This window comes from Micromonospora desertarenae (genome assembly GCF_056150265.1).
In genome coordinates this window covers 28,819-53,097 of record NZ_JAXCFQ010000010.1, presented here as the reverse complement: position 1 = coordinate 53,097, position 24,279 = coordinate 28,819, and the positions used below count along the sequence as shown (strand labels likewise).

Sequence of the window (24,279 nt, the reverse complement as noted above, 5' to 3'; positions counted from 1 at the left end):
TCGGTGGCACGGGCCACACCGCCGCGCTGTCACGGGGGCCGGGGCGCCGGCATCTCCATGTCCGTCAGGACGCCGCACGGACGGCCCGCGCGGCACGGCGACCACACGAGCAGGAGCCTGCCAGTGAACGAGCACAGGACAGACCGGACGATCGCGCTGGTCACCGGGGCGAACAAGGGGATCGGCCGGGCGACCGCCGAGCAGCTCGCCGCCTCGGGCATGACGGTGCTGATCGGCGCGCGGGACCCCGGCCGCGGCGAGGAGGCCGCGGCGGCGGTCCGGGCCGCCGGCGGCGAGGCGCACGCGGTAGCCCTCGATGTCACCGACGCGGACACCATCCGGGCCGCGGCGAGGTGGACGCAGGAGCGTTTCGGCCGCCTCGACGTGCTGGTCAACAACGCCGGGATCACCGGCTCCGGGCAGGTCTCGCCGGCGGACGCCCGCGACCAGGTGCCCAGCACCGTCGACCTGGACATGGTCCGGGCGGTGTTCGAGACCAACGTGTTCGGGGTGATCGCGGTGACCAACGCCCTGCTCCCGCTGCTGCGGCGGTCGCCCGCGCCGCGCATCGTCAACGTCAGCAGTCACGCCGCCTCGCTGACCATGACCAGCGACCCGGACGGTCCGCTGGCCGGGCTGCTGCCGTCGGCGGCGTACTCGCCGTCCAAGACCGCGGTGAGCGCGCTGACCGTGCAGTACGCCAACGAGCTGCGCAAGGACGGCATCCTGGTCAACGCCGTCGCGCCGGGTTTCTGCGCCACGGACAGCAACAACCACACCGGCTTCCTCACCCCCGCGCAGGGCGCCGCGGTCGTGGTGCGCCTGGCCACGCTCGGCGCCGACGGGCCGACCGGCGGCTTCTTCGGCGCGGAGGGCCCGGTGCCCTGGTAGCGAGCGCCGGTTGACCCGGCCACCACGAGCGTCGCCGGCCGGCACCCACCGGGTGCCGGCCCTGGCGCGTCCGGGTCGCCGGCCGGCCGTACCGCACGGCGCCGAGACTCGATCAACGCCCCCGGTCGCAGGGATCAGGGCTGGCGGCTCTTCGCCTTCTGCCGGGCGTAGTAGGCGCGGGCCCGGTTGCGGTCGCCGCAGTCCTTCGTGTTGCACCAGCGGCGGTTCCGGCGCGGCGACGTGTCCAGGTAGACCCAGCCGCACTTGGCGTCTTCGCACTGGTGGAGGCGGTCGAGGTCGGCGCGCTGGGTGAGCGCCACCAGCCCGCGGACGATGCGGTCGCGCGGCAGGCGGAGGTCGGTTTCCCGGTCCTGCCATTGCCAGCGGCCGCCCGTGCGGACCAGGTCGGCCGCGGCGATCGCCGCCCGGTACATGCCCGCGAGGTCGGCGGCGGCGGCGGGGTCGTCCTCGAAGAGAGCCGTGTAGACCCTCTCGCGCGCCTCGATGACCTGTTGCCGTTCCCGCTCGGCCCGCGCGTCGTCCTGGTCGGCGAGGTGGCGCAGGGCCACGGCCTCGTCCGCGCTGACCAGGTCCGACTCGACGCACCAGTCGACGACGTCGGTGAAGGTGTTGAGCCGCTCCGTGCGTTCGTGCCCGCCGAGGCGCCAGTCAACGGTGTTCACCAGGTCGAGCATGGGGTCGCCCGCGATGTGGCCGAACCTCACCATCCGCTCCTCTCATGGGTAAAAGCATTGTTGCACGTGAGAAGGTCCGCTGCCATACTCACGCTCAATCAGCCAATCACCCATGAGAACCTCGTCGGGAGACCGCTCGTGCCTGCCGCCGCCCCACGCAGACCGTTCGCCGCACTGTGGGCGTCCCAAGCGTCCTCGAACCTCGCCGACGGGCTGCTGCAGGCCGCGGCGCCGCTGCTCGTCGCCACGCTGACCCGTGACCCGCTCCTGGTGGCGGGCATGACGGTGGCGCAGTTCCTGCCCTGGCTGGTGGCAACCCTCCCCGCCGGCGCGCTGGCCGACCGGGTGGACAGACGTCGGATCCTCACCGCCGGCAACTGGCTGCGCGCGGCCGGGTTCGCGCTGCTCGCCGTTGCCCTGGCGAACGGATGGCGCCACGTCGCACTGCTCTACGCCGCGGTGTTCCTCGCCGGTTGCGCCGAGACGCTGGTCGACAACGCCTCCCTGACCATCCCGCCCCGTCTGCTGCCGCGCGAGCAGCTCGAGCGCGCCAACGGCCGGTTGTTCGCCACCCAGTCCGTCATCAACACCTTCATCGGTCCGCCCGCCGGCGCGGCGTTGTTCGCGCTGGCGGCATCAGCGGCCTTCTACACCGGCGCGGCCGCTTTCGCCCTCGCCGGCCTGGCAGCCCTGCTCCTGCCCGCGCTGCGCCCCACCGGCGAGGAGCACGAGCGGCGCCGCTCGACCCCGACCACCATCACCCAGGACATCCGCTCGGGATGGGCCCACTTCTGGCGCCACGACCTGCTGCGCCGGGTCGCGTTCATCTCGGCGGCGATCAACTTCTTCGGCGCGGCCACCGGTGGACTGCTCGTGCTGCTGATCACCGGCCCGTACCACCTGCCCATGGCCCACTACGGCCTGTTCGTCGCCGTTCCCGCCGCCGGTGCGATCGCCGGCTCGCTGCTCGCCGAACACGTCGTGCCCCGCATCGGCGGCGGCCCCGTCACCTGGCTCGCCGCCCTCGCCCCGGCCGCCAGCTACGCCATCCTCGGCCTAGGTCACCACCCGCCCCTCGCCCTCGCCAGCATGTTCTGCGCCGCCGTCGCCACCTCGCTGAACCAGATCGTGGTCAGCACCCTGCGCCAGGCAGCGGTCCCCGACGAACTCCTCGGCCGCGTCACCGCCGCCTACCGCCTGGTCGTCCTGGGTGTCGTCCCCCTCGGCGCCCTCGCCGGCGGCCTGCTCGGCCGCAGCCTGGGTATCCGCGCCACCTTCGTCGCCGCGGCCCTCGGCCTCGTGCTCGCCGCGCTCCCGCTCGCCTCCCGGGTCACCACCCGGGCCCTGCGTGACGCCGAGACAACCCGTCGGCTGGAACGGGTCCCGGCAGGCGCCTGAACCACCACCGACCGCGCACCGCCCCCGCGAGCCGGCCGCCGGTCACGCGAGGACCGAGGTCCCCGATCAGGAGGGCTGGCGGTCGTCGCGCGGGCGCAGCGCCCCGGCGGTGACCGCGGCGAGGAAGCCGGTCCAGGCCGCCGGGCCGAAGGCCAGCACCGGCCGCTGGACCCGGCCGGTCGGGGCGGCCGCCGAGCGCGGGCGGCTGGACCGGCTGCTCGACCGGGTCACCGCCGCCGGGCCCGCCGCGGGCGCCCCCCGCCGGACCGGGCCGGGCCGTCCGGGCCGGGTACCTGACCGGCGTCGACCCGCCGGATGAGATCCTCACCAGGGTGAACACCGAGACGGACGACGACTGGCGGCGGCCCGGGCCCACCCCGGAGCAGCAGCGGTTCGACGTCTACGTCGGGCTGGCCGCCACGGTGCTGGCGCTGTTCAGCCTCACCCTGGCCCGCAGCACCGGGGCGTTCCTGCTCGGGCCGCCGCCGTCCGGGCCGGAACAGGTCTTCTGGACCGTCGCGGTGACCCTGCCGCTGATCTGGCGGCGCCGCTTCCCCGCCACCGTCACGCTGGTGATCTCGGCCGCGTTCATCGCCGCCCAGGCGCGCTCCGCCCCGGAGACCCAACTGTCGTCGTGGGCGCTGTTCGCCGCGATCTACACCCTGGGCGCCTGGGGGCGGGACCGGCGGCTGTCCAAGCGGCTGCGGGTGGGCGTGATCGTCATCATGTTCGTCTGGCTCGGCGTGTACTACGCGACCACCATCGGCAGCATCCCGCCGGACGCCTTCGCCCGCGCGGTCGGGCCGGTGCCCCCGGTGCTCGCCGCGATCGTCAGCGGGGTGCTGGTCAACGGGCTGTACTTCGGGTTCGCGTACTTCTTCGGGGAGACCGCCTGGCTGGCCGCCCGCCGCCAGTACGAACTGGCCGAGCGGGCCGAGCAGCTGCGCCGGTCGCAGGCCGAGGTCCGCGAGCACGCGGTGGTCGGTGAGCGGGTGCGCATCGCCCGGGAACTGCACGACGTGGTGGCCCACCACGTGTCGGTGATGGGGGTGCAGGCGTCCGCCGCCCGGCGGGTCCTCGACAAGGACCCGGTCAAGGCCCGCACGGCGCTGGGCGCGATCGAGGAGACCGCCCGCACCGCGGTGGACGAGCTGCGCCGGATGCTCGGCGTGCTGCGCGCCCGCGATGCCCGCCCGGACGGCCCCGAGCCGGCCGGCCCGGCCGGGATCGACCAGGTGGCGGCCGTGGTGGACCGGGCCCGCGAGGCCGGGCTGCGGGCCGCGCTGGGGGTGTTCGGGGACCCGGTGCCGCTGCCCGATTCGGTGTCCCAGGCCGCGTACCGGGTGGCCCAGGAGGCCGTGACGAACGCGATCAAGCACGCCACCGGTGCGACCGTGCTGGACGTACGGATCCGCTACCTGGCACACGAGGTGGAGGTCGACGTGACCGACGACGGACGGGCCACCCGCCCGGCGAACGCCGACGGGCTGGGCCTGGTCGGCATGCGTGAACGGGTCGCCACGCACGGCGGCGCGCTGGAGGTGGGCCCGCGGGCCGGTGGCGGCTGGCGGGTCCGGGCGCGGTTCCCGCTGCCCGTGCCGGCGGAGCGTCCGTCATGAGCGAGCGAAGCGGAGTGCGGGCGTGAGCGCCGAGATGACCGGGGCGGACCGGCCGATCCGGGTGCTGCTCGCCGACGACCAGCACCTGGTGCGTACCGGCTTCCGGGTCATCCTCGAGGTGGAGGACGACATCGAGGTGGTCGGCGAGGCCGCGGACGGCGAGCGCGCGGTGGCCATGACCCGGGCGCTGCGCCCGGACGTGGTACTGATGGACGTGGAGATGCCCGGTGTCGACGGGCTGGCGGCCACCCGGCGGATCACCGCGGAGCAGGAGGGGCCGGGCGGGTCGGCGGTGCTGATCCTCACCACCTTCGACCGGGACGACTACCTGTTCGCCGCGCTGCGCGCCGGGGCCAGCGGCTTCCTGCTGAAGAACGGCACGCCGGAGGCGCTGGTCGAGGCGATCCGGGTGCTGGCCCGCGGCGACGGGCTACTCGCCCCGGAGCTGACCCGGCGGGTGATCGCCACCTTCGCCCGGCCCGGCGACGCGGCCGGGGCGGCGGTCTCCGGGCAGGCGGCGCTCGACGAGCTGACCCCCCGCGAGCGGGAGGTGCTGGTGCTGGTCGCCCGGGGCGCCAGCAACGGCGAGATCGCCGCCGAGCTGCACCTGGGCGAGGCGACGGTGAAGACCCACGTGAGCCGGGTGCTGGCCAAGCTCGGGCTGCGCGACCGGGTGCAGGCGGTGGTCTTCGCGTACGAGCACGGGGTGGTGCGGCCCGGCGGATGATCAGCTCCGTCTTGCGGCGGACCCGGACGCTCCACCGGTGGACGGACGGCAGCCGGCCGCCGGCGACCTAGCGTGACCATCGTGATGAATGTGCTCCGTCTCGACGGCGTCGACCGCAGCTTCGGCGACCGTCAGGTGCTCAGGAACGTGTCGTTCGACGTGGCCGCCGGCCGGATGACCGGCTTCGTCGGCGGCAACGGCGCCGGCAAGACCACCTCCATGCGGATCATCCTCGGCGTGCTCGCCCCGGACGCCGGCCAGGTCAGCTGGCAGGGCGTGCCGCTGACCCGGGAGGTCCGCCGGCGCTTCGGCTACATGCCGGAGGAACGTGGCCTCTACCCGAAGATGAGCGTCCGGGAGCAGGTGGCCTACCTGGGCCGGCTGCACGGGATGACCACGGCGGCGGCCCGGCGCAACACCGACGCCCTGCTGGAGCGGGTCGGGCTCGCCGAACGCGGCGACGACCTGCTGGAGACCCTGTCGCTGGGCAACCAGCAGCGCGCCCAGATCGCCGCCGCGCTGGTGCACGATCCCGAGGTGCTGGTGCTCGACGAGCCGTTCTCCGGCCTCGACCCGCTGGCCGTGGACACGGTCGTGGCGGTGCTGCGGGAGCGGGCCGCCGCCGGGGTGCCGGTGCTCTTCTCCAGCCACCAGCTCGACGTCGTCGAGCGGCTCTGCGACGACCTGGTGATCATCGCGGACGGGATGATCCGCGCCGCCGGTAGCCGGGAGCAGTTGCGCCGGACGTACACCTCACCCCGGTTCGAGCTGGTGGTGGCGACCGACGCCGGCTGGCTGCGGGACGAGCCCGGGGTGACCCTGGTCGACCTCGACGGTGCCCGCGCCGTGTTCGACCTCGCCCCCGGCGCGGACGAGCAGCCGGTGCTGCACGCGGCGCTGGCCCGCGGCCCGGTGCGGGCGTTCCGCCCGGTCAGCCCCTCCCTCACCGAGATCTTCCGAGAGGTCGCCCAGTGAACACCACGCAGGCCACCCGCCTGGTCGCCGCCCGCGAGATCCGGGTCAAGCTGCGCGACCGCACGTTCCTGATCAGCACGCTGTTCTTCCTGCTCATCGCCGCGGCGGCGACGATCCTGCCGCCGCTGCTCTCCGGCGGCCCGTCGACCGTGGCGGTGACCGAGGCGGCGGCCGGGCCGCTGCGCGAGGCCGGGCTGGAGGTGCGTACGGTCGCCGACGACCGGGCCGCCGAGCAGGCCGTCCGCGACGGCGACGTGGACGCCGCGGTGGTCGCCGGGCCGGCGGTGCTGGCCATGGACGAGGCGCCCGACGACGTGGTGACGGCGTTGAGCAGCCAGCCCGACGTCCGGCTGCTCGACCCGGACGCGGTGGACCCGGTGGTGGCGTTCCTGGTGCCGTTCGCCTTCGCGTTCGTCTTCTTCGTCACCTCGCAGACCTTCGGCGTGCAGATCGCGCAGAGCGTGGTGGAGGAGAAGCAGACCCGGGTGGTGGAGATCCTGGTGGCCGCGGTGCCGGTCCGCGCGCTGTTGGCCGGCAAGCTGGTCGCCGGCACGGTGCTCGCGCTCGGGCAGATCGCGCTGATCGCCCTGGTCACCGTGGTCGGCATGCGGTTCGCCGACAGCGGCGGGCTGCTCACCCTGCTCGGGCCGGCGATCGGCTGGTTCGTACCGTTCTTCCTGCTCGGCTTCGTGCTGATCGCGGCCATGTGGGCGGCCGCCGGCGCCCTGGTCAACCGGCAGGAGGACATCGCCGGCGTGTCCATGCCGGTGCAGCTCGCGGTGATGCTGCCGTTCTTCGCGGTGATCTTCCTGAACGACAACGCGACAGCCATGCAGGTGCTGTCCTACCTGCCGTTCTCCTCGCCCACGGCGATGCCGCTGCGGCTGTTCACCGGCGACGCGGCCGGCTGGGAGCCGCTGGTGTCGCTGGCCCTGCTGCTGGTCGCGGCCGCCGCGTTCCTGCTGGCCGGGGCGCGGGTGTACGAGGGCTCGCTGCTGCGCACCAACGGCCGCACCTCGGTCCGGGCCGCCTGGCGCTCCCGCGAGACCGTCGCCTGAGCCGGCCACCGGCGCGCGCCGGATCCGGCACCACGTCGCCGATGTGGCGGTGTCCCGATCACCCGGACACCGCCACATCGGCGATCCGGAGTCGATCTACCCGGGCCGCCCCGCCCTCCGGAGGGGGTCAGCCGGGGACGGTGTCCCAGCCGGCGGGCAGCCTCGGCACCGGCCAGGTCGGGTCGGGCTTCCAGGAGGCCCAGTTCTCGTCCCACCAGCGCTCCCCCGCGTCCAGCAGGGCGGCGATCCGGTCGCCCTCGGCCCGGATGGCGTCACCCATCCCGGGGTAGCGCCCCTCCGCCAGGCGCTGGGCGAACATCTCCACGTCCTTCCAGACGTAGCGCTCGGCGTCCGCCGGCCACCACAGGTCCAGCTCGTGGTCCAGGGTGTCCACCCCGATCGGGGTCCGCCGGAACGGGTCCTGGAGGTTGAAGTACCACCCGGCGAAGGCGCGGTCCGGGCCGGTCCAGAAGACGTCCAGCGAGTGCGCCTCGCCGGGGCGGTGCAGCATCAGCTTGCCGTGCCCGCTCCAGGCCCGGTGGCCGGCGGCCTCCCACGGGTGCCGACCGGCCGGGAAGACGCCGCGCCGGGGAAAGCCGAACTCGGCGCCCGGCGGCAGGTAGAGCGCGAGCAGGTCGGGCGTGTCCTCCACGCAGATGGTCGGGCAGCCGAACCACACCTCGCCGAGCAGGATCTCCCGCCGGACCACCACGTCGCCGGGCGCGAACCGCCGCCCGTCGACCGCCTGACCTGCGCTGTCCCCCGCGCCACCGCTCAGCTGCATCCGCCCAGCCTAGCCAGGGTCCGGCGCCGCCCGGACGACCTCCCGGGCACCGGGCGGGGCGGTTGCGGCCGGCGGGACGGCGCGCCGCTCGGCGGCCTGCCCGCCGGATCACGGAGCCGGACGGCGGGCAAGGTCGCGGTCGCGAGTCGGACAGAAGTCCTGCACGGGACACCCCACAGTGGACCCGACGGCTAGCATCGGCACCGCAAGCCCGCCCACGAGTACGGAGGCGAGCATGTCGATGTCCGGCTTCCAGGTGGATCCCGAGGCGCTGCGCGCCAGCGCGGAGTCGCTCGACCGGTCGGTCGACCGGATGGCCGAGGTCCTGGAGCAGTTCGAGAGCACGGTGCAGGGGCTCGGCGAGCCGTGGGGCGGCGACGACCTCGGCACCCTGATCGGCGAGCTGTACCTCGGCATCCACGACCTGGCCATGAGCTGCTTCGAGGGCAACGGCGAGGTGCTCGGGCAGTTCGCCGCCGGCCTGCACACCATGGCCGACGCGTTCGAGGAGGCCGATCAGCAGGTCGAGGCCGGCCTGCGCAAGATCGGCCAGGCGTTGGGCGGGTGACGCGATGGGGTTGCAGCTTCCCGGGGAACTCGTCTCGCTGCTGGGGATGCTCGGCTACAGCTGGCCGGAGGCCGACGAGGAGAAGCTCTTCGAGCTGGGCCAGCACTGGATCAGCCTGGCCGCGACAGTGCAGACGGTCGGCGCCGAGGCGCAGCAGGCCGGCGAGTCGGTCTGGGCCGCCAACACCGGTCAGGCGGTCGCGGCGTTCCAGCAGCGGTGGAGCGGCCAGGAGGCGCCGATAGCGAACCTCACCGACGGGGTCAGCGCCGCGCAGGGCGTCGCGGTGGGGCTGTTCCTCACGGCGGGCGTGGTCCTCGTCCTGAAAATCAACGTGATCGTGCAGCTGGTCCTCCTGGCGATCCAGATCGCGCAGGCGATCGCCACCGCCGCACCCACCTTCGGCGCGTCGCTGGCCCAGATCCCGATCTTCAAGATGATCACGTCGTTGGTCATCGACCAGCTGCTCAATCTCGCCATCGACGCGGTGCTCAATGGGTAAGGGAAAGCTGCGCCGGCTCCGGCGGCAGGGGCGTGGCGGCTTCGCCCGGGGCATCTTCGGGCCGGTCGGCGACCTGCTCCGCCCCGGCCAGGACCTGAGGAACCTCGGCCTTCCCAACAACCGGCTGCGGCACCCCAAAGCCACCCCGTTCCCGGTCCGGTCGCTGCGCGGCATCTCCATCCGGTCGCTGCGCGCGCAACGCCCGCGCAACTGGACCGAGACCCCGACCCGCAACAACGAGGGCTTCATCTGGAAGGACGAGAACGGCGTCGAACGGCTGCGCTTCATGCGGCCCACCGGCGACAACCCCAGTGCGAGCCAGTGGAGCCGCCAGGCCAACGGCTATCTCCGCTGGCAGTCCGCCCAGTCCGGCGACAGCCCCGCCGATAACCTCTTCCTCGACGCCGACGGCAACATCGTCGACAAGAACGATCCGCTGTTCGCCGAGAAGACGCACATCATGTACGAAGGCCCGTACCCGTAAGGAGAAACCGTGGAACCGATGCGCGACCCGCGCGGGGCGCTCAACCACATCATGGAGGCCCTCGTCTTCTCCTACGTGTACGACCCGCAGCGCGCGACGTTCACCCTGGTCACCGAGTACCCGCTGAAGTCGCCCGGGAGCATCCGGGAGTTCGCCGCGTTCGTCTTCGAACAGGTCGAGTTCGAACGCCTGGCCGGCGACCACGCGCCGTACCAGCACTTCCAGGAGACGTACCACGGCGTCGGCCCGGGCGGCATGGTCGTACAGGACATCCAGCAGCGCGAGATCGGGCCCGGCCGGCACCGGGTGGAGCTGTGGTTCGGTGACAACTTCGGTGGCGTGGCGGTCGGCTACGCCGGGCTGCGCGGCTGGACCCGGGGGTCGACGGCGGAGCAGGTGAGCCCCCGGCAGTGGGTCTACCGCGACGCGCGCGACAACGAGGAGTTCGACCTCGACTTCCCGTTCCCGAGCCTGGTCGGCCCGCCCGCCTGACCGCGTTCCGGGTCACCGCCCCGGCCTGACGGCCGCTGACCGGTCAGCCGGTACGACGGGGCTTCCGTCGCTGACCCCGGCCACCCCACACCACCGGCGTTCGGCCCGTCCGGGCAGCCTGACCAGCCGTCACCGGTCCGGGCGCCGCCTGTGCGAGGATCGCCAACCATGAGTGCGCCCGACCCCACGTACCTGCACGCCCTCGCCGAGGAGTGCGCGGATCTGGTTCTCCGGCAGTTCGGCCACCGACTGGACTGGTCACCGGAGAGCCTGTCGACACTCGACGAGGTCTGCGGCGACCTGCTCGCTGACGGACCGCTGGCCGAGGAGCACCTCGACCTGTGGTGGCGGTTGATCGGCGCCTACACCGGGGAGGTGGTCATCCGGGCCCACGGTGGCGAGTGGGTCGAGCACGAGAAGTCGGCAGGCGTCCCAGCGGTCTCGGCGCTCGGCGTGACCGGGTTCCCGTTCGGGCTGGCCGCGCGAGTCCTCGACGGCGAACCGTACAAGAGCCTCGCCTCGTTCGTACGCGCCCTGCCGGCCGTCGCCGAACGTACCCAGCACGACTGACGCAGCTCAGAAACGACCGAGGCGCGAACGGAGTCTCACGGGATCCCGTTCGCGCCTCGCCGTCGAACCATCGTCAGGGGCAGTCGGTTCAGCCGACCGCGGCCATGATCTCGTCGCTGACGTCGAAGTTCGCGTAGACGTTCTGCACGTCGTCGCAGTCCTCCAGCACGTCGATCAGCTTGAAGATCTTCCGGGCGCCCTCCTCGTCCAGCGGGACGTTGACGCTCGGGATCAGCGACGACTCGGCCGACTCGTACTCGATGCCGGCGTCCTGCAGGGCGGTACGCACCGCGATCAGGTCACCCGGCTCGGAGACCACCTCGAACGCCTCGCCCAGGTCGTTGACCTCCTCGGCGCCCGCGTCCAGCACGGCCATCATCACGTCGTCCTCGCTGGTGCCGGCCTTGGGCACGATCACCACGCCCTTGCGGGAGAACATGTACGACACCGAGCCGGCGTCGGCGAAGGAGCCGCCGTTGCGGGTCAGCGCGGTCCGCACCTCGGTCGCGGCGCGGTTGCGGTTGTCGGTCAGGCACTCGATGAGCAGCGCGACGCCGTTCGGGCCGTAGCCCTCGTACATGATCGTCTGGTAGTCGGCGCCGCCGGCCTCCAGGCCGGAGCCGCGCTTGACCGCGCGGTCGATGTTGTCGTTGGGGACCGAGTTCTTCTTCGCCTTCTGGATGGCGTCGTAGAGCGTCGGGTTACCGGCCGGGTCGCCGCCACCGGTCCGCGCGGCCACCTCGACGTTCTTGATCAGCTTGGCGAACATCTTGCCGCGCTTGGCGTCGATGACCGCCTTCTTGTGCTTGGTCGTCGCCCACTTTGAGTGGCCGGACATCTGTTACCTCCGTTGCTACCCGCCGTCTGCATCGACCGCACCGCACACGCCCCGCTCCCCGCCGGCGCACGCCGAGGTGCCGGTGATCTCTCTGCTGGGAGCCGCGGCGGGCTGATGGCCCTGCCGAATCTCGGCAATCCTACCGGCGGCCGGCGGGTCGCTGTCACGCGCCGCACGGCGCCGGCCCGTCCGATGCCGCCCGAACAGGCACAACACGGACGGGCCGGCCGGTCATTCCCCGAAGCCGTACGACCCCACCACCGTGAAGTCGAACGTGGCCCGCTCCTCGCACCGGTCCTCCAGGCCCGCCCGGTAGCGCCGGAACGACGCCAGCGACGGCAGCGGCCCCGGCAGCTCCGGGCCCATGGCCACGTCGACGAAGCTGCGTTCGTCGTCCAGCTGGAACGTCACGTAGCGCAGCCCTGCCGGCCGTACCCGGGCCACCTCGTCGTGGACCGCCCGGAGCAGGAGCAGGTGCTCCGACAGGTGCTCGGGACGGACCCGGTAGCGGATCATGATCGTCTCCACGCTCACCCCACCAGCTCGGGGCTGCCCTCGACGGCCGGGGGGCGGGCCCCGGCTCGCAGGGCGGCGGACCAGGTCACGATCTCGGTCAGCATGGTCGAGAACGACTCCTGGCGCCCCTCGCCGGGCGCCAGCACGCCGGGCGCCGTGGGATCGCCGGGATCGGATCCGGAGAAGTCGAAGTCGGTGAAGATCGAGATCGAGACCTGGGTGGGTACCACCGCCGCGCGCACCTCGGCCAGGATCAGCCGCAGGTGGTCGGCCGCCCGGTTGCCGCCCTGCACGCCATAGCTGAGCAGCCCGACCACCTTGTCGTTCCACTCGGCGTACAGGTAGTCGACGGCGTTCTTCAGCGCGGCGGGGATCGAGTGGTTGTACTCCGCGGTGACGAAGACGAACGCGTCGCAGGCGGCCACCACCCCGCTCCACCGACGGGTGTGCGGCTGCCGGTAGTCGCCGAACATCGCCGGCACGGGCTCGTCGAGCAGCGGCAACGCCTGCTCCGCCAGGTCGATCACCTCGACCTCGACGGCGCCGGAGCGTACCGCCGGGTGACGGGACGCCACCTGCGCGGCCCACTGGGCGACCGCGCCGCCGCGCCGGCCGGGTCGGGTGCTTCCCACGATCAGACCGATCCGGATCGGTCCTGCTGTCTGTGCAGTGCTCATGGCGACGATCGTCGGGGCGGCCAGCGCCGGTGGGGAGGCCGGCGCGAGGGTGGCCCTGCCGGGGCCACCCAACGGCGATGCCCCGGTGCCAGACTGGGCGGGTGATGGACGGAGAGTTGGGCGCGTTCCTGCGCAGCCGGCGGGAGGCCCGGCGGCCGGCCGACGTGGGTCTCGCCCCGGGTCCGCGCCGCCGCACGCCCGGTCTGCGCCGGGCGGAGCTGGCGACGCTGGCCCAGGTGAGCGTGGAGTACCTGACCCGGCTGGAGCAGGGGCGGGACACCCGACCCTCGCCGGAGATCCTCGCGGCGCTCGCCGACGCCCTGCTGCTCGACGACGCCGACCGGGACCACCTGCAACAGCTCGCCATGGTCAGCCACAGCCGGCAACTGTGCCCGGGCGAGCGACCGTCGGCCGCCCGCGCCGTCCGCCCGACGGTCCGGGCCGTGCTCGACGGGCTCCGCGACGCCCCGGCGTACGTGGTGAACCAGCTCAGCGACGTGCTGGCCTGGAACGACCCCTTCGACCGGCTGGCCCGCCCGCTGGGCCTGCTCGACGGCAGCCGGCCGAACCTGCTGTGGTTCACGCTCGCCGACGAACGCGCCCGCGACCACTTCCCGCAGTGGGCGGAGCTGGCCGACCAGCAGATCGCCGAGCTGCACCGGTTGCGCCGCGGCGACCCGGCCACCGACGCGTTCGCCGACCGGCTGGCCCGTACCGTCGGCGCGCCGTTCACCGAGCGGTGGGAGCGGCGTCCGGTGGCCGCCCCACGGACCGGCGTCCGGGAGCTGCGGCACCCGGAGGTCGGCCCGCTGCGGCTGGCCTACGAGACCCTGGAGCTCGCCGACGCCGCCCACCAGCGGATCGTCGTCCAGCTCCCGGCCGACGCCGCCTCCGCCGCCAACCTGGACCGGCTCCTCGGCCGGCGGCCCGGACGCCTGCGCTCCGTCGCCGGCTGACCGGCGCGGACGACTCGCGGACCGCTCAGGAGGCGGCCCGGACGAGTCGCGGACCGCTCAGGAGGCGGCCCGGACCAGTCCCACGAAGTAGCGGTGCAGCCGCAGGTCGCCGGTGAGTTCGGGGTGGAACGAGGTGGCCAGCAGGTTGCCCTGCCGCACCGCCACGATCCGGCCGGCGGCCGGGCCCTCGGTGACCGTGCCGAGCACCTCGACGCCCTCGCCGACCCGCTCCACCCAGGGCGCCCGGATGAACACCGCGTGGAACGGCCCGCCCTCGACGCCGCTGACCGCCACCGGCGCCTCGAACGAGTCCACCTGCCGGCCGAACGCGTTGCGCCGCACGGTCATCGCGATGCCGTCGAAGCCGCGCTGGTCCGGGCGGCCGTCGAGCACCTCCCGGGCCAGCATGATCATGCCGGCGCAGGAGCCGTAGACCGGCAGGCCGCCGGCGATCCGCTTGTCGATCGGCTCGCGCATCTCGAAGATGTCGGCCAGCTTGCTGATCGTGGTGGACTCCCCGCCGGGGATGACCAGCCCGTGCACCGCGTCCAGTTCCTCGGGCCGGCGGACCGGGCGGGCGTCCGCGCCCGCCCCGGTCAGCGCCGCGACGTGCTCGCGCACGTCGCCCTGGAGGGCGAGCACACCGATGGTGGGCCCGCTCATGGTCACCAGCCCCGCTCGGCCAGCCGGTGCGGCTGCGGGATCTCGTCGACGTTGATGCCGACCATCGCCTCGCCGAGACCACGGGAGACCTTGGCCAGCACGTCGGGGTCGTCGTGGAAGGTGGTGGCCTTCACGATCGCGGCGGCCCGCTGGGCCGGGTTGCCGGACTTGAAGATGCCCGAGCCGACGAAGACGCCCTCGGCGCCGAGCTGCATCATCATGGCGGCGTCGGCCGGGGTGGCGATCCCACCGGCGGTGAACAGCACCACCGGCAGCTTGCCGGTCTGGGCCACCTCCTTGACCAGCTCGTACGGGGCCTGGAGTTCCTTGGCCGCGACGTACAGCTCGTCCTCCGGCAGCGACTGGAGCCGGCGGATCTCCTTGCGGATCTTCCGCATGTGGGTGGTGGCGTTGGAGACGTCACCGGTGCCGGCCTCGCCCTTGGAGCGGATCATGGCCGCGCCCTCGGTGATCCGGCGCAGCGCCTCGCCCAGGTTGGTCGCGCCGCAGACGAACGGGACGGTGAACGCCCACTTGTCGATGTGGTTCTCGTAGTCGGCCGGGGTCAGCACCTCGGACTCGTCGATGTAGTCGACGCCGAGCGACTGGAGGATCCGGGCCTCCACGAAGTGACCGATGCGGGCCTTGGCCATCACCGGGATCGAGACGGCGTTGATGATGCCGTCGATCATGTCCGGGTCGCTCATCCGGGACACCCCGCCCTGGGCCCGGATGTCGGCGGGCACCCGCTCGAGCGCCATCACCGCGACGGCGCCGGCGTCCTCGGCGATCCGGGCCTGCTCGGCGTTGACCACGTCCATGATCACGCCACCCTTGAGCATCTCGGCCATGCCGCGCTTGACGCGGGCGGTGCCGACGACGGGGGCGCTGGTGTGCTGGGAAGTGGAGTCGGGCACGGGACATCGCTCCTCAGGCGTGCTCGGGGGGTGGCAGCGAAATGCTACGTCCGGCGCAACGCCGCTCCGACAGCCAATCAGACCCTCGGTGGCCTGCGATGTGGCCGCCGTCACCCGCCCTCCCGCCGGCCGAAGAGGCCGCGGCTCAGCCGGCCGGGACGTCCGCCGGGAGGGTGAGCGTGGGGTCGTCGATGTCGAAGTAGCGCGGCCACGGATGCCGGCGCCCCATCCGCAACAGCCGCACCAGTGGTCGCCGCCGGGCGGCCCGGGCGTCGCGGACCAGGTCGGTGTGCACCTGCCGGGCCAGGGCCAGCCGCCGGCTGGCCGCGATCACCGCCTCGCAGTCCGGATCGGCGGGGTCGAGCTGCACCGCCCGCAACTGCCGGGTGAGGTCGTTCTCGGCGGCCTCCCGCTCGTCGGGGTGGGCGTCCAGGGCGATCCGCGCGGCCGCGTACAGCTCGACGCCGTACCGCCGTTCGGCCAGCACCGCGGCGGCGGCGGCCCGGCGCAGCAGATGGGCGTCGAGCGCGCGGGCCGCCAGCTCCGCGCGCCCCTGCAGCCGCTCGACCCGGCCGGCGGTCCAGATCAGGTACGCCGCGACCAGCGCGACGACCAGGGTCGTGCCCACCACCCACCACATGCCCGGCATCGTAGTGCTGCTCCGTTTCGGTCTCCTCCGGCCCGTCGCCGGCCGACGCTCCGGTCACCCGAGCACCACGCACCACCCGGGTCAGCCCAGCCCCACCCACTCCGTGTCGATCACCCGCCCGTCGGTGGCCTCGATCGCCGCTGCGTATACCTCCAGAACCCGGCGGGCAACCACGGGCCAGTCGAAATTCGCCACCACCTGGTCGCCGCAGGCGGTCAGCTCGGCCCGCTGCCGCGGGTCGTCGAGCAGCTCGGTGAGCGCGGCGCGCAGCGCCACCGCGTCCCCGGTCGGGAAGAGCCGCCCCGCCCGGCCGCCGTCGAGGACCCGGCGGAACGCGTCGAGGTCGCTGGCCACCACGGTGGTCCCGGCCGCCAGCGCCTCGGTGAGGATCATGCCGAACGACTCGCCGCCGGTGTTCGGCGCCACGTAGAGGTGCACGCTGCGCAGCATGCGTGCCTTGTCCGCCTCGGAGACCAGCCCGAGGAAGGTCACCCGGTCGCGCAGCCCGGCCGGGAACCGGTCGTACAGGTCGTCCGGGTCGCCGGGCCCGGCCACCAGCAGCCGCAACCCGGGGCGCTGGGCGGCCAGCTCGACGAAGGCGTCCCGGAGCACCGGGAACCCCTTGCGCGCCTCGGTGAACCGGCCCAGGAAGCCGATCGAGCCACCCTCGCCCGGCGCGCACTCCCCCGGCCAGCCGGGCAGCGGCTCGGCGTCGGTGAACTTCGCGACGGCCACCCCGTTCGGGATCTCCACCGCCCCGCCGTCCATGTGCTCGACCTGCACCTTGCGGGCCAGCGCACTGACCGCGATCCGGGCGGTGATCCGCTCCAGCACGATCTGGAGCACGCCCTGCGCGGCGGCCAGCGCCCGGGACCGGGTCATCGCGGTGTGGAAGGTGGCCACCACCGGCCCTCGGGCGGAGAGCACGGCCAGCAGCGAGAGGCTGAGCGTGAGCGGCTCGTGCACGTGCAGCACGTCGAAGTCGCCGCGGGTGATCCAGCGCCGCACCCGGGCCGTGGAGACCGGCCCGAAGGCGATCCGGGCCACCGAGCCGTTGTACGGCAGCGGCACCGCCCGCCCGGCCGGTACCACGTACGGCGGCAGCGGGGAGTCCTCGTCGGCCGGGGCGAGCACGCTCACCTGGTGGCCCAGCCCGATCAGCGCCTCGGCCAGGTCCATGACGTGGTTCTGCACCCCACCGGGCACGTCGAACGAGTACGGACACACGATGCCGATCCGCACGTCAACGCCCTTTGTTCGCGACTGCCCGGATCCGCTCCGCCGTACTCCTCGCGCTCACGGTGTCACCTCAGTTCGCGACTGCGGGGCTCGCAAACCCGGCTCACTCCTCGCGCTCACGGTGTCACCTCAGTTCGCGACTGCGGGGCTCGCAAACCCGGCTCACTCCTCGCGCTCACCGCTACCTCTTCCTCAGAGCTGTCCGGTGGCCGGCGAGGGCAGCGCCACGCCGTCGACTGGGCCACGCTGGTCCAGCCACATCCGTTGCAACATGTGCCAGTCTTCCGGATGCCGGGCGATACCCGCCGCCAGACTGTCGGCGATCCGCTGGGTCAGCGACCGGACGCGCTCGTCGAGCGGGCCCTCCTCGGCGCCGGGCACCGGCAGCGGACCCACCAGCGACGCGCAGGCGGCGTCCGGCTCGTACCACATCGAGGCGACGTAGAGCGGCGCCCCGGTGCGCAGCGCGAGCAGCGCCGGCCCGGCCGGCATCCGGGTCCGGGCGCCGAAGAAGTCGACCTCCACGCCCCGGGCGGAGAGGTCCCGGTCGGCCAGCAGCGGCACCACCGCCCCGGCGCGCAGCCGGTCCACCAGCACGTCGAACGCCGGCCGGTCGCCGCCGTGGGTGGGCAGGATCTCCATGCCCAGGCCCCGGCGGAAAGCGAGGAACCGCTGGTAGACGCCCTCCGGCTTGAGCCGTTCGGCGACCGTGGTGATCGGCCAGCCGGTGGCCGCGACCCAGGCGCCGGCGGCGTCCCAGTTGCCCGCGTGCGGCAGCGCCACCACCGCGCCGCGGCCGGCCGCCACGTCGGCGGCGAGCAGCTCCTCGCCGTCGAGCCGGAACCCGGCCAGGATCTCCCGGCGGCTCAGCGAGGGCAGCCGGAACGCCTCCATCCAGTACCGGGCGTACGACCGCAGCCCGGCCCGGACCAGCTCGTCCAGCTCGGGCTCGGGCAGGTCGGGGCCGACCACCCGGCGCAGGTTGGCCCGCAGTCGGGCGCCGCCGCCCCGGCGGTGGGCGCGGTCCGCGCCCGCCCGGAACGCCGCGGCCACGACGGGCCGCGGCAGCGCGCGGATCACCCGCCAGCCGGCGACGTAGCCGAGCTCGGTGAGATTCACCGATTTCCGTCCGGGGTGTGGATGCGCTGGGCCTGCCGGTACACGTGCAGCATCCGCTGGCCGACCGTGAAGATCGACACGGCGGCGAGCAGCCAGAGCGCGATCTCCAGCGCCGGGTCGAGGCCGAGGCCGGTGAGCAGCCCGCCGACGCCGACGATGAGCAGCCGCTCGGTGCGCTCGGCGATGCCCACGTTGCAGGTCATCCCGACGCCCTCGGCGCGCGCCTTGACGTACGAGACCAGCGCGCCGGCGGCCAGGCAGAGCAGCGCGGCGGCGACCCCGGAGTACTGATGCTCGGTGGCCAGCCAGTACGCCACGGCGCCGAAGACCGCGCTGTCGGCGACCCGGTCCATGCTCGAGTCGAGGAACGCGCCGAACTTGGTGGACCCCCCGCTCATCCGGGCCATCGTCCCGTCGAGCAGGTCGGTGAGCGCGAAGACGGTGACGATCAGGGCCCCGGCGACCAGATGACCGCGGGCACCGAAGCCGAGTGCGCCGACGAGCACCCCGAGGGTGCCCGCCACGGTGACCGCGTTGGGAGTTACGCCCGCTCGGAGCAGGCCGCGTGCGACCGGCTCGACGACACGGGCCATCCCCGCGCGGGCCGACACTTGGAAGATCTTCGCCATGGCGGTCCCACGATAACGGTCCGACCAGCGCCGGCTCTACGGCCGGTCAGGCGAGCCGCCCTTGTGCCGGCCGGGCATCGGGTGTGAGATCGAGCCGGGAGGTGAGCCAACTCACCCGCCCGCCCGTCACGTACCCGGAATCCAGCAGACAGCGGAGGATATCGCCGCGGGACCCGCCCCGGGCCGCTTCCCCGTCGCGCGCGGCGGTCGCCACCACCACCGGCTGAGGGAGGTGCGCCCCATGGCGCAGAAGAATCAGGAGAAGGGGATCACCGGCGGCGCGCCGGTGGTGACCGAACCCGGCAGGGTCCGCAACGTGGTGCTCGTCGGGCACTCCGGAGCGGGCAAGACGACACTGGTCGAGGCGCTGCTCGCGGCGAGCGGCACGATCGCCCGGGCCGGCACGGTCACCGACGGCACCACGGTCTGCGACCACGACCCGGCGGCGGTACGCCAGCAGCGCTCGGTGAGCCTGGCCTGCGCGCCGCTGCTGCACGACGGCACCAAGGTCAACCTGCTGGACACCCCTGGCTACGCCGACTTCGTCGGTGAGCTGCGCGCCGGCCTGCGGGCCGCCGACGCCGCGCTCTTCGTGGTCTCCGCGGTGGACGGGATGGACGCCGCCACCGCCGCGCTGTGGGAGGAGTGCGCCGCGGTCGACATGCCCCGGGCGGTGGCCGTCTCCCGGCTCGACCACCCGCGCGCCGACTTCGACGAGGCGGTGGCGCTCTGCCAGCGGGTGTTCGGAGACAACGTGCTCCCGCTCTACCTGCCGATGCTCGGCGACGACGGCGTCTCCACCGTCGGCCTGCTGGGCCTGATCACCCGGCGGGTCTTCGACTACACCGCCGGCCACCCGCCGGTGGTCCGCGACCCGGACCCGGAGCACCTGCCGGCCATCGCCGAGTCCCGCAACGAGCTGATCGAGGGGATCATCGCCGAGAGCGAGGACGAGTCCCTGATGGACCGCTACCTCGGCGGCGAGGAGATCGGCACGGAGATCCTCATCGAGGACCTGGAGAAGGCCGTCGCCCGCGGCCACTTCTACCCGGTGGTGCCGGTCTGCGCGGAGACCGGGGTCGGGCTGGACGCGCTGCTGGAGGTGCTCACCGCCGGCTTCCCGTCGCCGCTGGAGCACGAGCTGCCGGCGGTGAGCGGGGTGGACGGCTCCCCCCGCCCGCCGCTGACCTGCGACCCGGACGGCCCGCTGGTGGCCGAGGTGGTCAAGACCACCATCGACCGGCACGTCGGCCGGGTCTCCCTGGTCCGGGTCTTCTCCGGCACGCTGCGCCCGGAGCAGACGGTGCACGTCTCCGGTCACGGCCTGGCCGAGCGCGGCCACCCCGACCACGACGCCGACGAGCGGGTCGGGCACATCTACACCCCGCTGGGCGCGAGCCTGCGCGAGGTGGCCAGTTGCGTGGCCGGCGACATCTGCGCGATCACCAAGTCGGGCAGCGCGGAGACCGGCGACACCATCTCGGCCAAGGACGAGCCGCTGCTGATCGCCCCCTGGGAGATGCCCGAACCGCTGCTGCCGGTGGCGATCGTCGCGAAGAGCCGGGCCGACGAGGACGCGCTGGCCCGCAACCTGGCCCGGCTGGTCGCCGGGGACCCGACGATGCGGCTGGACCGCAACGCCGAGACCCACCAGTTGGTGCTCTGGTGCATGGGCGAGGCGCACGCCGACGTGGTGTTGGAGCGGCTGCGCGCCGGTGGGGTCGAGCTGGACACCGAGCCGGTCCGGGTGTCGCTGCGGGAGACGTTGACCGCCCCGGCCAAGGGGCACGGCCGGCACGTCAAGCAGTCCGGCGGGCACGGCCAGTACGCCGTCTGCGACATCGAGGTGGAGCCGCTGCCGCGCGGCGCCGGCTTCGAGTTCGTCGACCGGGTGGTCGGCGGGGCGGTGCCGCACAACTACATCCCCTCCGTCGAGAAGGGGGTACGGGCCCAGATGGAGCGCGGCCTGGTGGCCGGTCACCCGGTGGTCGACCTGCGGGTGACGCTCTTCGACGGCAAGGCGCACAGCGTCGACTCCTCCGACGCGGCCTTCCAGACCGCCGGCGCGCTGGCACTGAAGGACGCGGCCGAGAAGGCCCAGCCGGTGCTGCTGGAGCCGGTCGACGAGGTGGTCATCCGGGTGCCCGACTCGGCGGTCGGCTCGGTGATGGGCGACCTGTCCGGCCGGCGCGGCCGGGTGCTGGGCACCGAACCGGACCCGGACGGCGAGGGGCGCACCCTGGTGCGCGCCGAGGTGCCCGCCACCGAGCTGCTCCGGTACGCCGTCGAGCTGCGCTCGATGACCTCGGGCACCGGCACCTTCCGCCGCCGGTTCGCCCGCTACGAGCCGATGCCCACCCACCTGGCCGACCAGATCCGCAAGGAACACGCCACCCGCGCCTGACCCCCGCCACCCCGCTCCTGCCGGCCCTCTCCCGGGCCGCGCCCGCCTAGAGGCCGCACTTTCCCCGAAAGTGCGGCCTCGCGCTGGGCTGAGGGCCCCCTTTCCCGGACGAGGGCCCTCGCGCTTTCCCCGGACCAGGGGCCTCGCGCCGGATCGAGCGCACTCCCCGAGAGGAGGGCCCGGCCCCGTCCCGGGCTGCGCCCGCCGGAGGCCGCACTTTCCCTGGAAGTGCGGCCTCGCGCCGGGTCGAAGGCCCTCTTTCCGTGCGAGTGGGCTGGCGCCGCACACCGCCGGCCCGGCGCTCGGGCGCCGGGCGAGGTGGGGTTACGGGTGGGTGGCGGGGAGGGTGGGGCTGGGCCAGTAGGGGCGGTCGGCGGATCGCAGCGCCGCCGCCCGGACGGCCGCCAGCTGGCGCTCCACCTCGGCGAACTGGTCCGGCGGCAGCGGCCCCCAGCGCAGGGCGGCGGCGTTCTCCTCGACCTGGGCGACGGTACGGCAGCCGGGGATCGGCACGCTCCGGCCGCTGCGCGTCCAGATCCAGCCCAGCGCGCCCTGGGCCAGGGTGCGCCCGTCGCCGGTCAGCGCCGCCCGCACCGCGACGACCCGGCGCAGCCACTCCGGCGCCGGCCGGCCGCCGCGGAACCACTCCAGCCAGCCCGGCGCGACGCCGCGCACGTCGTCGCGGGGCAGCGTGGAGCCGGCGGTGTACTTGCCGGTGAGCAGGCCCATCCCGAGCGGCCCCCGGACGACGCTGGCCAGGTCGTACTTGTCGCAGACGGCGAGCAGCTCGGGGGCGTCGCGGAGCACCGAGAGGGCGTGCTGCACGGCGGTGGCGCGCGGGGCGCCGTGGCCGAACGCGGCGGCCCGGTCGGGGCGGTCGGTGCTCCAGCCGTACGCCCGGACCAGGCCCTCGGCGACCAGGTCCTCCAGGGTGGCGACCAGCGCCTCGGCCCGGGGCACCGGCAGGTCGGCCAGGTGCAGCTGGTAGAGGTCGATCCAGTCGGTGCCCAGCCGGCGCAGCGAGTCGTGCACCGCCCGTCGCAGGTACGCCGGGGAGGCGTCCTCGCCGGTCGCCTGCCGGGTCGCCTCGTCGAAGGTGTAGCCCCACTTGGTGGCGATCACCGCCTCGTCCCGCCGGCCGGCGAGCGCCCGGCCGAGGATCCGCTCGCTGTGCCCCGCCCCGTACGCGTCGGCGGTGTCGAAGAGGGTGACCCCGAGGTCCAGCGCGCGCCGCACGGCCCGTACCGACTCCTCGTCGTCGACCGCGCCCCAGCCCAGCGGCTGGCTGCCCTCGGCCCACGGGCCACCGATCGCCCAGCACCCCATCCCGAGGGCACTGACCTCGATGCCGCTGCGACCCAACGTCCGCGTGCTGACTGCCATCGCCAGATCGTGCCACCCGCCGGGCCCGCACGGGTGGCAGCCGGCCGATTCAGGACGGCCAGGCGCGAGCCAGCAGTTCCCGGGTGTCGCCGAGCAGTTGGGGCAGCACCTTGGTGCGGCCGATCACCGGCATGAAGTTGGCGTCCCCGCCCCACCGCGGCACCACGTGCTGGTGCAGGTGCGCGGCGATCCCGGCACCTGCGACGCCGCCCTGGTTCATGCCGAGGTTGAACCCGTGCGCGTTGCTGACCTTGCGGATCACCCGCATCGCGGTCTGCGTGCAGGTCGCCAGCTCGACGGTCTCGGCCGCGTCCAGGTCGGTGTAGTCGGCGACGTGCCGGTAGGGGCAGACCAGCAGGTGACCGGGGTTGTACGGGTAGAGGTTCAGCACCACGAAGACGTGCTCGCCCCGGGCCACCACCAGGCTCTCCTCCGGCGGCCGCCCCGGCGCCAGGCAGAACGGGCAGCCGGTGGGCTTCTCGTAGCCGCCCTCGGGCCGGTCCTCCCCGGAGATGTAGGTCATCCGGTGCGGCGTCCAGAGCCGCTCCAGGCCGTCGGCCATGCCGCTGTCCGTGTGCCGTTCCGCCCCAGTCACACGCCGATCCTACGGACCCGGCCCGGCCGGCTGCGACGGCCGCCGGCCTTCCCGTTCGGGGTCACCGGTGGTGGCGGCCACCACTTAGCGGCGGGAAACTCTGTGGCTGCAAATTATTGACGAGTGCATGGCCAGGTCTGAAAATCCCATACATCTATGTACTTCCATTTACCGATGGAGGGCTCCATGTTCCGACGGCTCGGCAGGTTCTTCGCGGCGCTCGCGCTGGCCGCCGCCACCACGGTGGTCGGCGTCACCCTCACCCCCGGGGCGGCGCACGCCGACGGCTGCTACACCTGGGGACGGACGCTGTCCCAGGGGATGTCCGGCGAGGACGTCCGGCAACTCCAGATCCGCGTCGCCGGCTACCCCGGCTACGGCGCGGTGCTCACCCTCGACGGCGCGTACGGCCCGGCCACCAAGTCGGCGGTGACCCGCTTCCAGCAGGCGTACGGCCTCTCCGCGGACGGCATCGCCGGCCCGCAGACGTTCAACAAGATCTACGCGTTGCAGGACGACGACTGCACGCCGGTGAACTTCAGCTACGCGGAGTTCAACGACTGCAACAGCGACTGGTCCGGCGGCGCGGTGTCGGCCAGCACGGCCCGGTTCAACGCCCGGGTGTCGATGTGGAAGCTCCAGGCCATGCGGCACGCGCTCGGCGACCAGCAGATCATCGTGACCAGCGCGTTCCGCAGCTACGCCTGCAACACCGCGGTCGGCGGGTCGTCGACCAGCCGGCACCTCTACGGCGACGCCGTCGACCTGGGCGCCGGCCCGCACTCCCTGTGCCGGCTCGCCCAGCAGGCCCGCAACCACGGCTTCAACGAGATCCTCGGCCCCGGCTACCCGGGGCACAACGACCACACCCACGTCGCGCACAAGTCGACCCGGACCTGGTCCGCGCCGACCTGCGGCATCTGACGCCGGTGCC

28 protein-coding genes are annotated in these 24,279 nt (G+C 73.6%); 14 read left to right on the top strand and 14 right to left on the bottom strand.

Annotated features, from left to right (window positions below; genetic code table 11):
• Nucleotides 1–123: 123 nt before the first annotated feature.
• Complete coding sequence (locus tag SM577_RS20780; RefSeq protein ID WP_474587763.1) at nucleotides 124–891, top strand: SDR family NAD(P)-dependent oxidoreductase; 768 nt, start codon at nucleotides 124–126, stop codon at nucleotides 889–891.
• 134 nt (nucleotides 892–1,025) lie between these two features.
• On the opposite strand, the gene SM577_RS20775 is transcribed toward SM577_RS20780, so the two are convergent.
• Nucleotides 1,026–1,619 carry a CGNR zinc finger domain-containing protein gene (locus SM577_RS20775; RefSeq protein ID WP_474587762.1) on the bottom strand — a complete coding sequence of 198 codons (594 nt, stop codon included), beginning with the start codon at nucleotides 1,617–1,619 and terminating at the stop codon, nucleotides 1,026–1,028.
• A 105-nt stretch (nucleotides 1,620–1,724) separates the two neighbouring features.
• Between SM577_RS20775 and SM577_RS20770 the strand changes: the two genes are divergently transcribed.
• A complete protein-coding gene (locus SM577_RS20770) occupies nucleotides 1,725–2,984 on the top strand; it encodes an MFS transporter (protein ID WP_474587761.1) in 1,260 nt (419 codons plus the stop codon).
• 66 nt (nucleotides 2,985–3,050) lie between these two features.
• Here the strand turns inward: SM577_RS20770 and SM577_RS20765 are convergent, their stop codons facing one another.
• A complete protein-coding gene (locus tag SM577_RS20765) occupies nucleotides 3,051–3,215 on the bottom strand; it encodes a DUF397 domain-containing protein (RefSeq protein ID WP_474587760.1) in 165 nt (54 codons plus the stop codon).
• 101 nt (nucleotides 3,216–3,316) lie between these two features.
• On the opposite strand from SM577_RS20765, the gene SM577_RS20760 reads away from it, so the two are divergent.
• The 4 genes from SM577_RS20760 to SM577_RS20745 all read left to right on the top strand — a co-directional run bounded on the left by SM577_RS20760 (nucleotide 3,317) and on the right by SM577_RS20745 (nucleotide 7,363).
• Nucleotides 3,317–4,603, top strand: a complete 1,287-nt coding sequence (locus SM577_RS20760; protein ID WP_302921079.1) for a sensor histidine kinase — start codon at nucleotides 3,317–3,319, stop codon at nucleotides 4,601–4,603.
• A gap of 34 nt (nucleotides 4,604–4,637) precedes the next feature.
• Nucleotides 4,638–5,330 carry a response regulator gene (locus SM577_RS20755; protein WP_302921455.1) on the top strand — a complete coding sequence of 231 codons (693 nt, stop codon included), beginning with the start codon at nucleotides 4,638–4,640 and terminating at the stop codon, nucleotides 5,328–5,330.
• 81 nt (nucleotides 5,331–5,411) lie between these two features.
• Nucleotides 5,412–6,305, top strand: coding sequence for an ABC transporter ATP-binding protein (locus SM577_RS20750; protein WP_302921078.1), 894 nt, complete (start codon nucleotides 5,412–5,414; stop codon nucleotides 6,303–6,305).
• Nucleotides 6,302–7,363: an ABC transporter permease gene (locus SM577_RS20745; protein ID WP_474587759.1), complete on the top strand. Its 1,062-nt coding sequence runs from the start codon at nucleotides 6,302–6,304 to the stop codon at nucleotides 7,361–7,363. The genes SM577_RS20750 and SM577_RS20745 overlap by 4 nt, the downstream gene beginning before the upstream one ends.
• Nucleotides 7,364–7,490: 127 nt before the next feature.
• On the opposite strand, the gene SM577_RS20740 is transcribed toward SM577_RS20745, so the two are convergent.
• Nucleotides 7,491–8,147 carry a ribonuclease FAU-1 family protein gene (locus SM577_RS20740; RefSeq protein ID WP_474587758.1) on the bottom strand — a complete coding sequence of 219 codons (657 nt, stop codon included), beginning with the start codon at nucleotides 8,145–8,147 and terminating at the stop codon, nucleotides 7,491–7,493.
• A gap of 235 nt (nucleotides 8,148–8,382) precedes the next feature.
• Here SM577_RS20740 and SM577_RS20735 point away from each other — a divergent pair, with 235 nt between their 5' ends.
• The 5 genes from SM577_RS20735 to SM577_RS20715 all read left to right on the top strand — a co-directional run bounded on the left by SM577_RS20735 (nucleotide 8,383) and on the right by SM577_RS20715 (nucleotide 10,760).
• The gene (locus SM577_RS20735; protein ID WP_109903524.1) at nucleotides 8,383–8,715 is read left to right on the top strand and encodes a WXG100 family type VII secretion target; all 333 of its coding nucleotides are present in this window, start codon (nucleotides 8,383–8,385) and stop codon (nucleotides 8,713–8,715) included.
• 4 nt (nucleotides 8,716–8,719) lie between these two features.
• A complete protein-coding gene (locus SM577_RS20730; RefSeq protein WP_474587757.1) occupies nucleotides 8,720–9,214 on the top strand; it encodes a WXG100-like domain-containing protein in 495 nt (164 codons plus the stop codon).
• Nucleotides 9,207–9,698: a hypothetical protein gene (locus SM577_RS20725; RefSeq protein WP_474582289.1), complete on the top strand. Its 492-nt coding sequence runs from the start codon at nucleotides 9,207–9,209 to the stop codon at nucleotides 9,696–9,698. The genes SM577_RS20730 and SM577_RS20725 overlap by 8 nt, the downstream gene beginning before the upstream one ends.
• Before the next feature lie 9 nt (nucleotides 9,699–9,707).
• Nucleotides 9,708–10,190, top strand: a complete 483-nt coding sequence (locus tag SM577_RS20720) for a hypothetical protein (protein ID WP_474587756.1) — start codon at nucleotides 9,708–9,710, stop codon at nucleotides 10,188–10,190.
• A 168-nt stretch (nucleotides 10,191–10,358) separates the two neighbouring features.
• Nucleotides 10,359–10,760 (top strand): hypothetical protein, encoded by a 402-nt coding sequence (locus tag SM577_RS20715; RefSeq protein WP_474582291.1) that lies wholly within the window; start codon nucleotides 10,359–10,361, stop codon nucleotides 10,758–10,760.
• Between the two features lie 88 nt (nucleotides 10,761–10,848).
• On the opposite strand, the gene SM577_RS20710 is transcribed toward SM577_RS20715, so the two are convergent.
• The 3 genes from SM577_RS20710 to SM577_RS20700 all read right to left on the bottom strand — a co-directional run bounded on the left by SM577_RS20710 (nucleotide 10,849) and on the right by SM577_RS20700 (nucleotide 12,791).
• Nucleotides 10,849–11,598, bottom strand: a complete 750-nt coding sequence (locus SM577_RS20710) for a YebC/PmpR family DNA-binding transcriptional regulator (protein ID WP_302921071.1) — start codon at nucleotides 11,596–11,598, stop codon at nucleotides 10,849–10,851.
• 231 nt (nucleotides 11,599–11,829) lie between these two features.
• Nucleotides 11,830–12,132 (bottom strand): hypothetical protein, encoded by a 303-nt coding sequence (locus SM577_RS20705; RefSeq protein WP_474582292.1) that lies wholly within the window; start codon nucleotides 12,130–12,132, stop codon nucleotides 11,830–11,832.
• Nucleotides 12,129–12,791, bottom strand: coding sequence for an NADPH-dependent FMN reductase (locus SM577_RS20700; RefSeq protein ID WP_474587755.1), 663 nt, complete (start codon nucleotides 12,789–12,791; stop codon nucleotides 12,129–12,131). The genes SM577_RS20705 and SM577_RS20700 overlap by 4 nt, the downstream gene beginning before the upstream one ends.
• 104 nt (nucleotides 12,792–12,895) lie before the next feature.
• Between SM577_RS20700 and SM577_RS20695 the strand changes: the two genes are divergently transcribed.
• A complete protein-coding gene (locus tag SM577_RS20695) occupies nucleotides 12,896–13,747 on the top strand; it encodes a helix-turn-helix transcriptional regulator (protein WP_302921068.1) in 852 nt (283 codons plus the stop codon).
• A 57-nt stretch (nucleotides 13,748–13,804) separates the two neighbouring features.
• On the opposite strand, the gene pdxT is transcribed toward SM577_RS20695, so the two are convergent.
• From pdxT to pgsA, 6 genes are all read right to left on the bottom strand, one after another.
• Complete coding sequence (gene pdxT, locus SM577_RS20690) at nucleotides 13,805–14,410, bottom strand: pyridoxal 5'-phosphate synthase glutaminase subunit PdxT (protein ID WP_302921067.1); 606 nt, start codon at nucleotides 14,408–14,410, stop codon at nucleotides 13,805–13,807.
• Nucleotides 14,411–14,412: 2 nt separating this feature from the next.
• On the bottom strand, nucleotides 14,413–15,327 hold the full coding sequence (gene pdxS / locus SM577_RS20685) for a pyridoxal 5'-phosphate synthase lyase subunit PdxS (RefSeq protein ID WP_109903512.1): 915 nt from the start codon (nucleotides 15,325–15,327) through the stop codon (nucleotides 14,413–14,415).
• A 145-nt stretch (nucleotides 15,328–15,472) separates the two neighbouring features.
• The gene (locus SM577_RS20680; RefSeq protein ID WP_088994896.1) at nucleotides 15,473–15,976 is read right to left on the bottom strand and encodes a hypothetical protein; all 504 of its coding nucleotides are present in this window, start codon (nucleotides 15,974–15,976) and stop codon (nucleotides 15,473–15,475) included.
• Nucleotides 15,977–16,057: 81 nt separating this feature from the next.
• Complete coding sequence (locus tag SM577_RS20675) at nucleotides 16,058–17,218, bottom strand: glycosyltransferase family 4 protein (RefSeq protein WP_302921065.1); 1,161 nt, start codon at nucleotides 17,216–17,218, stop codon at nucleotides 16,058–16,060.
• 189 nt (nucleotides 17,219–17,407) lie between these two features.
• Nucleotides 17,408–18,334, bottom strand: a complete 927-nt coding sequence (locus tag SM577_RS20670; RefSeq protein ID WP_474582294.1) for a phosphatidylinositol mannoside acyltransferase — start codon at nucleotides 18,332–18,334, stop codon at nucleotides 17,408–17,410.
• Nucleotides 18,331–18,963, bottom strand: a complete 633-nt coding sequence (gene pgsA / locus SM577_RS20665; RefSeq protein WP_474587754.1) for a phosphatidylinositol phosphate synthase — start codon at nucleotides 18,961–18,963, stop codon at nucleotides 18,331–18,333. Before pgsA ends, SM577_RS20670 begins: the two co-directional genes overlap by 4 nt.
• 241 nt (nucleotides 18,964–19,204) lie before the next feature.
• Here pgsA and SM577_RS20660 point away from each other — a divergent pair, with 241 nt between their 5' ends.
• The gene (locus tag SM577_RS20660) at nucleotides 19,205–21,367 is read left to right on the top strand and encodes an elongation factor G-like protein EF-G2 (RefSeq protein ID WP_474587753.1); all 2,163 of its coding nucleotides are present in this window, start codon (nucleotides 19,205–19,207) and stop codon (nucleotides 21,365–21,367) included.
• A 324-nt stretch (nucleotides 21,368–21,691) separates the two neighbouring features.
• Here SM577_RS20660 and SM577_RS20655 read toward each other — a convergent pair whose 3' ends face one another.
• Nucleotides 21,692–22,750 carry an aldo/keto reductase gene (locus SM577_RS20655; protein ID WP_474587752.1) on the bottom strand — a complete coding sequence of 353 codons (1,059 nt, stop codon included), beginning with the start codon at nucleotides 22,748–22,750 and terminating at the stop codon, nucleotides 21,692–21,694.
• Nucleotides 22,751–22,799: 49 nt separating this feature from the next.
• The gene (locus SM577_RS20650; RefSeq protein ID WP_302921454.1) at nucleotides 22,800–23,312 is read right to left on the bottom strand and encodes an HIT family protein; all 513 of its coding nucleotides are present in this window, start codon (nucleotides 23,310–23,312) and stop codon (nucleotides 22,800–22,802) included.
• A 219-nt stretch (nucleotides 23,313–23,531) separates the two neighbouring features.
• On the opposite strand from SM577_RS20650, the gene SM577_RS20645 reads away from it, so the two are divergent.
• Nucleotides 23,532–24,269 carry a D-Ala-D-Ala carboxypeptidase family metallohydrolase gene (locus SM577_RS20645; RefSeq protein ID WP_302921060.1) on the top strand — a complete coding sequence of 246 codons (738 nt, stop codon included), beginning with the start codon at nucleotides 23,532–23,534 and terminating at the stop codon, nucleotides 24,267–24,269.
• Nucleotides 24,270–24,279: the final 10 nt, after the last annotated feature.

Coding starts and splice junctions, on each gene's coding strand:
- SM577_RS20775 (WP_474587762.1), bottom strand. CDS start 1,619: ATGGTGAGGTTCGGCCACATCGCGGGCGACCCCATGCTCGACCTGGTG.
- SM577_RS20755 (WP_302921455.1), top strand. CDS start 4,638: ATGACCGGGGCGGACCGGCCGATCCGGGTGCTGCTCGCCGACGACCAG.
- SM577_RS20740 (WP_474587758.1), bottom strand. CDS start 8,147: ATGCAGCTGAGCGGTGGCGCGGGGGACAGCGCAGGTCAGGCGGTCGAC.
- SM577_RS20735 (WP_109903524.1), top strand. CDS start 8,383: ATGTCGATGTCCGGCTTCCAGGTGGATCCCGAGGCGCTGCGCGCCAGC.
- SM577_RS20730 (WP_474587757.1), top strand. CDS start 8,720: ATGGGGTTGCAGCTTCCCGGGGAACTCGTCTCGCTGCTGGGGATGCTC.
- SM577_RS20725 (WP_474582289.1), top strand. CDS start 9,207: ATGGGTAAGGGAAAGCTGCGCCGGCTCCGGCGGCAGGGGCGTGGCGGC.
- SM577_RS20715 (WP_474582291.1), top strand. CDS start 10,359: ATGAGTGCGCCCGACCCCACGTACCTGCACGCCCTCGCCGAGGAGTGC.
- SM577_RS20710 (WP_302921071.1), bottom strand. CDS start 11,598: ATGTCCGGCCACTCAAAGTGGGCGACGACCAAGCACAAGAAGGCGGTC.
- SM577_RS20700 (WP_474587755.1), bottom strand. CDS start 12,791: ATGAGCACTGCACAGACAGCAGGACCGATCCGGATCGGTCTGATCGTG.
- SM577_RS20695 (WP_302921068.1), top strand. CDS start 12,896: ATGGACGGAGAGTTGGGCGCGTTCCTGCGCAGCCGGCGGGAGGCCCGG.
- pdxT (WP_302921067.1), bottom strand. CDS start 14,410: ATGAGCGGGCCCACCATCGGTGTGCTCGCCCTCCAGGGCGACGTGCGC.
- SM577_RS20680 (WP_088994896.1), bottom strand. CDS start 15,976: ATGCCGGGCATGTGGTGGGTGGTGGGCACGACCCTGGTCGTCGCGCTG.
- pgsA (WP_474587754.1), bottom strand. CDS start 18,963: ATGGCGAAGATCTTCCAAGTGTCGGCCCGCGCGGGGATGGCCCGTGTC.
- SM577_RS20660 (WP_474587753.1), top strand. CDS start 19,205: ATGGCGCAGAAGAATCAGGAGAAGGGGATCACCGGCGGCGCGCCGGTG.
- SM577_RS20655 (WP_474587752.1), bottom strand. CDS start 22,750: ATGGCAGTCAGCACGCGGACGTTGGGTCGCAGCGGCATCGAGGTCAGT.
- SM577_RS20650 (WP_302921454.1), bottom strand. CDS start 23,312: ATGGCCGACGGCCTGGAGCGGCTCTGGACGCCGCACCGGATGACCTAC.
- SM577_RS20645 (WP_302921060.1), top strand. CDS start 23,532: ATGTTCCGACGGCTCGGCAGGTTCTTCGCGGCGCTCGCGCTGGCCGCC.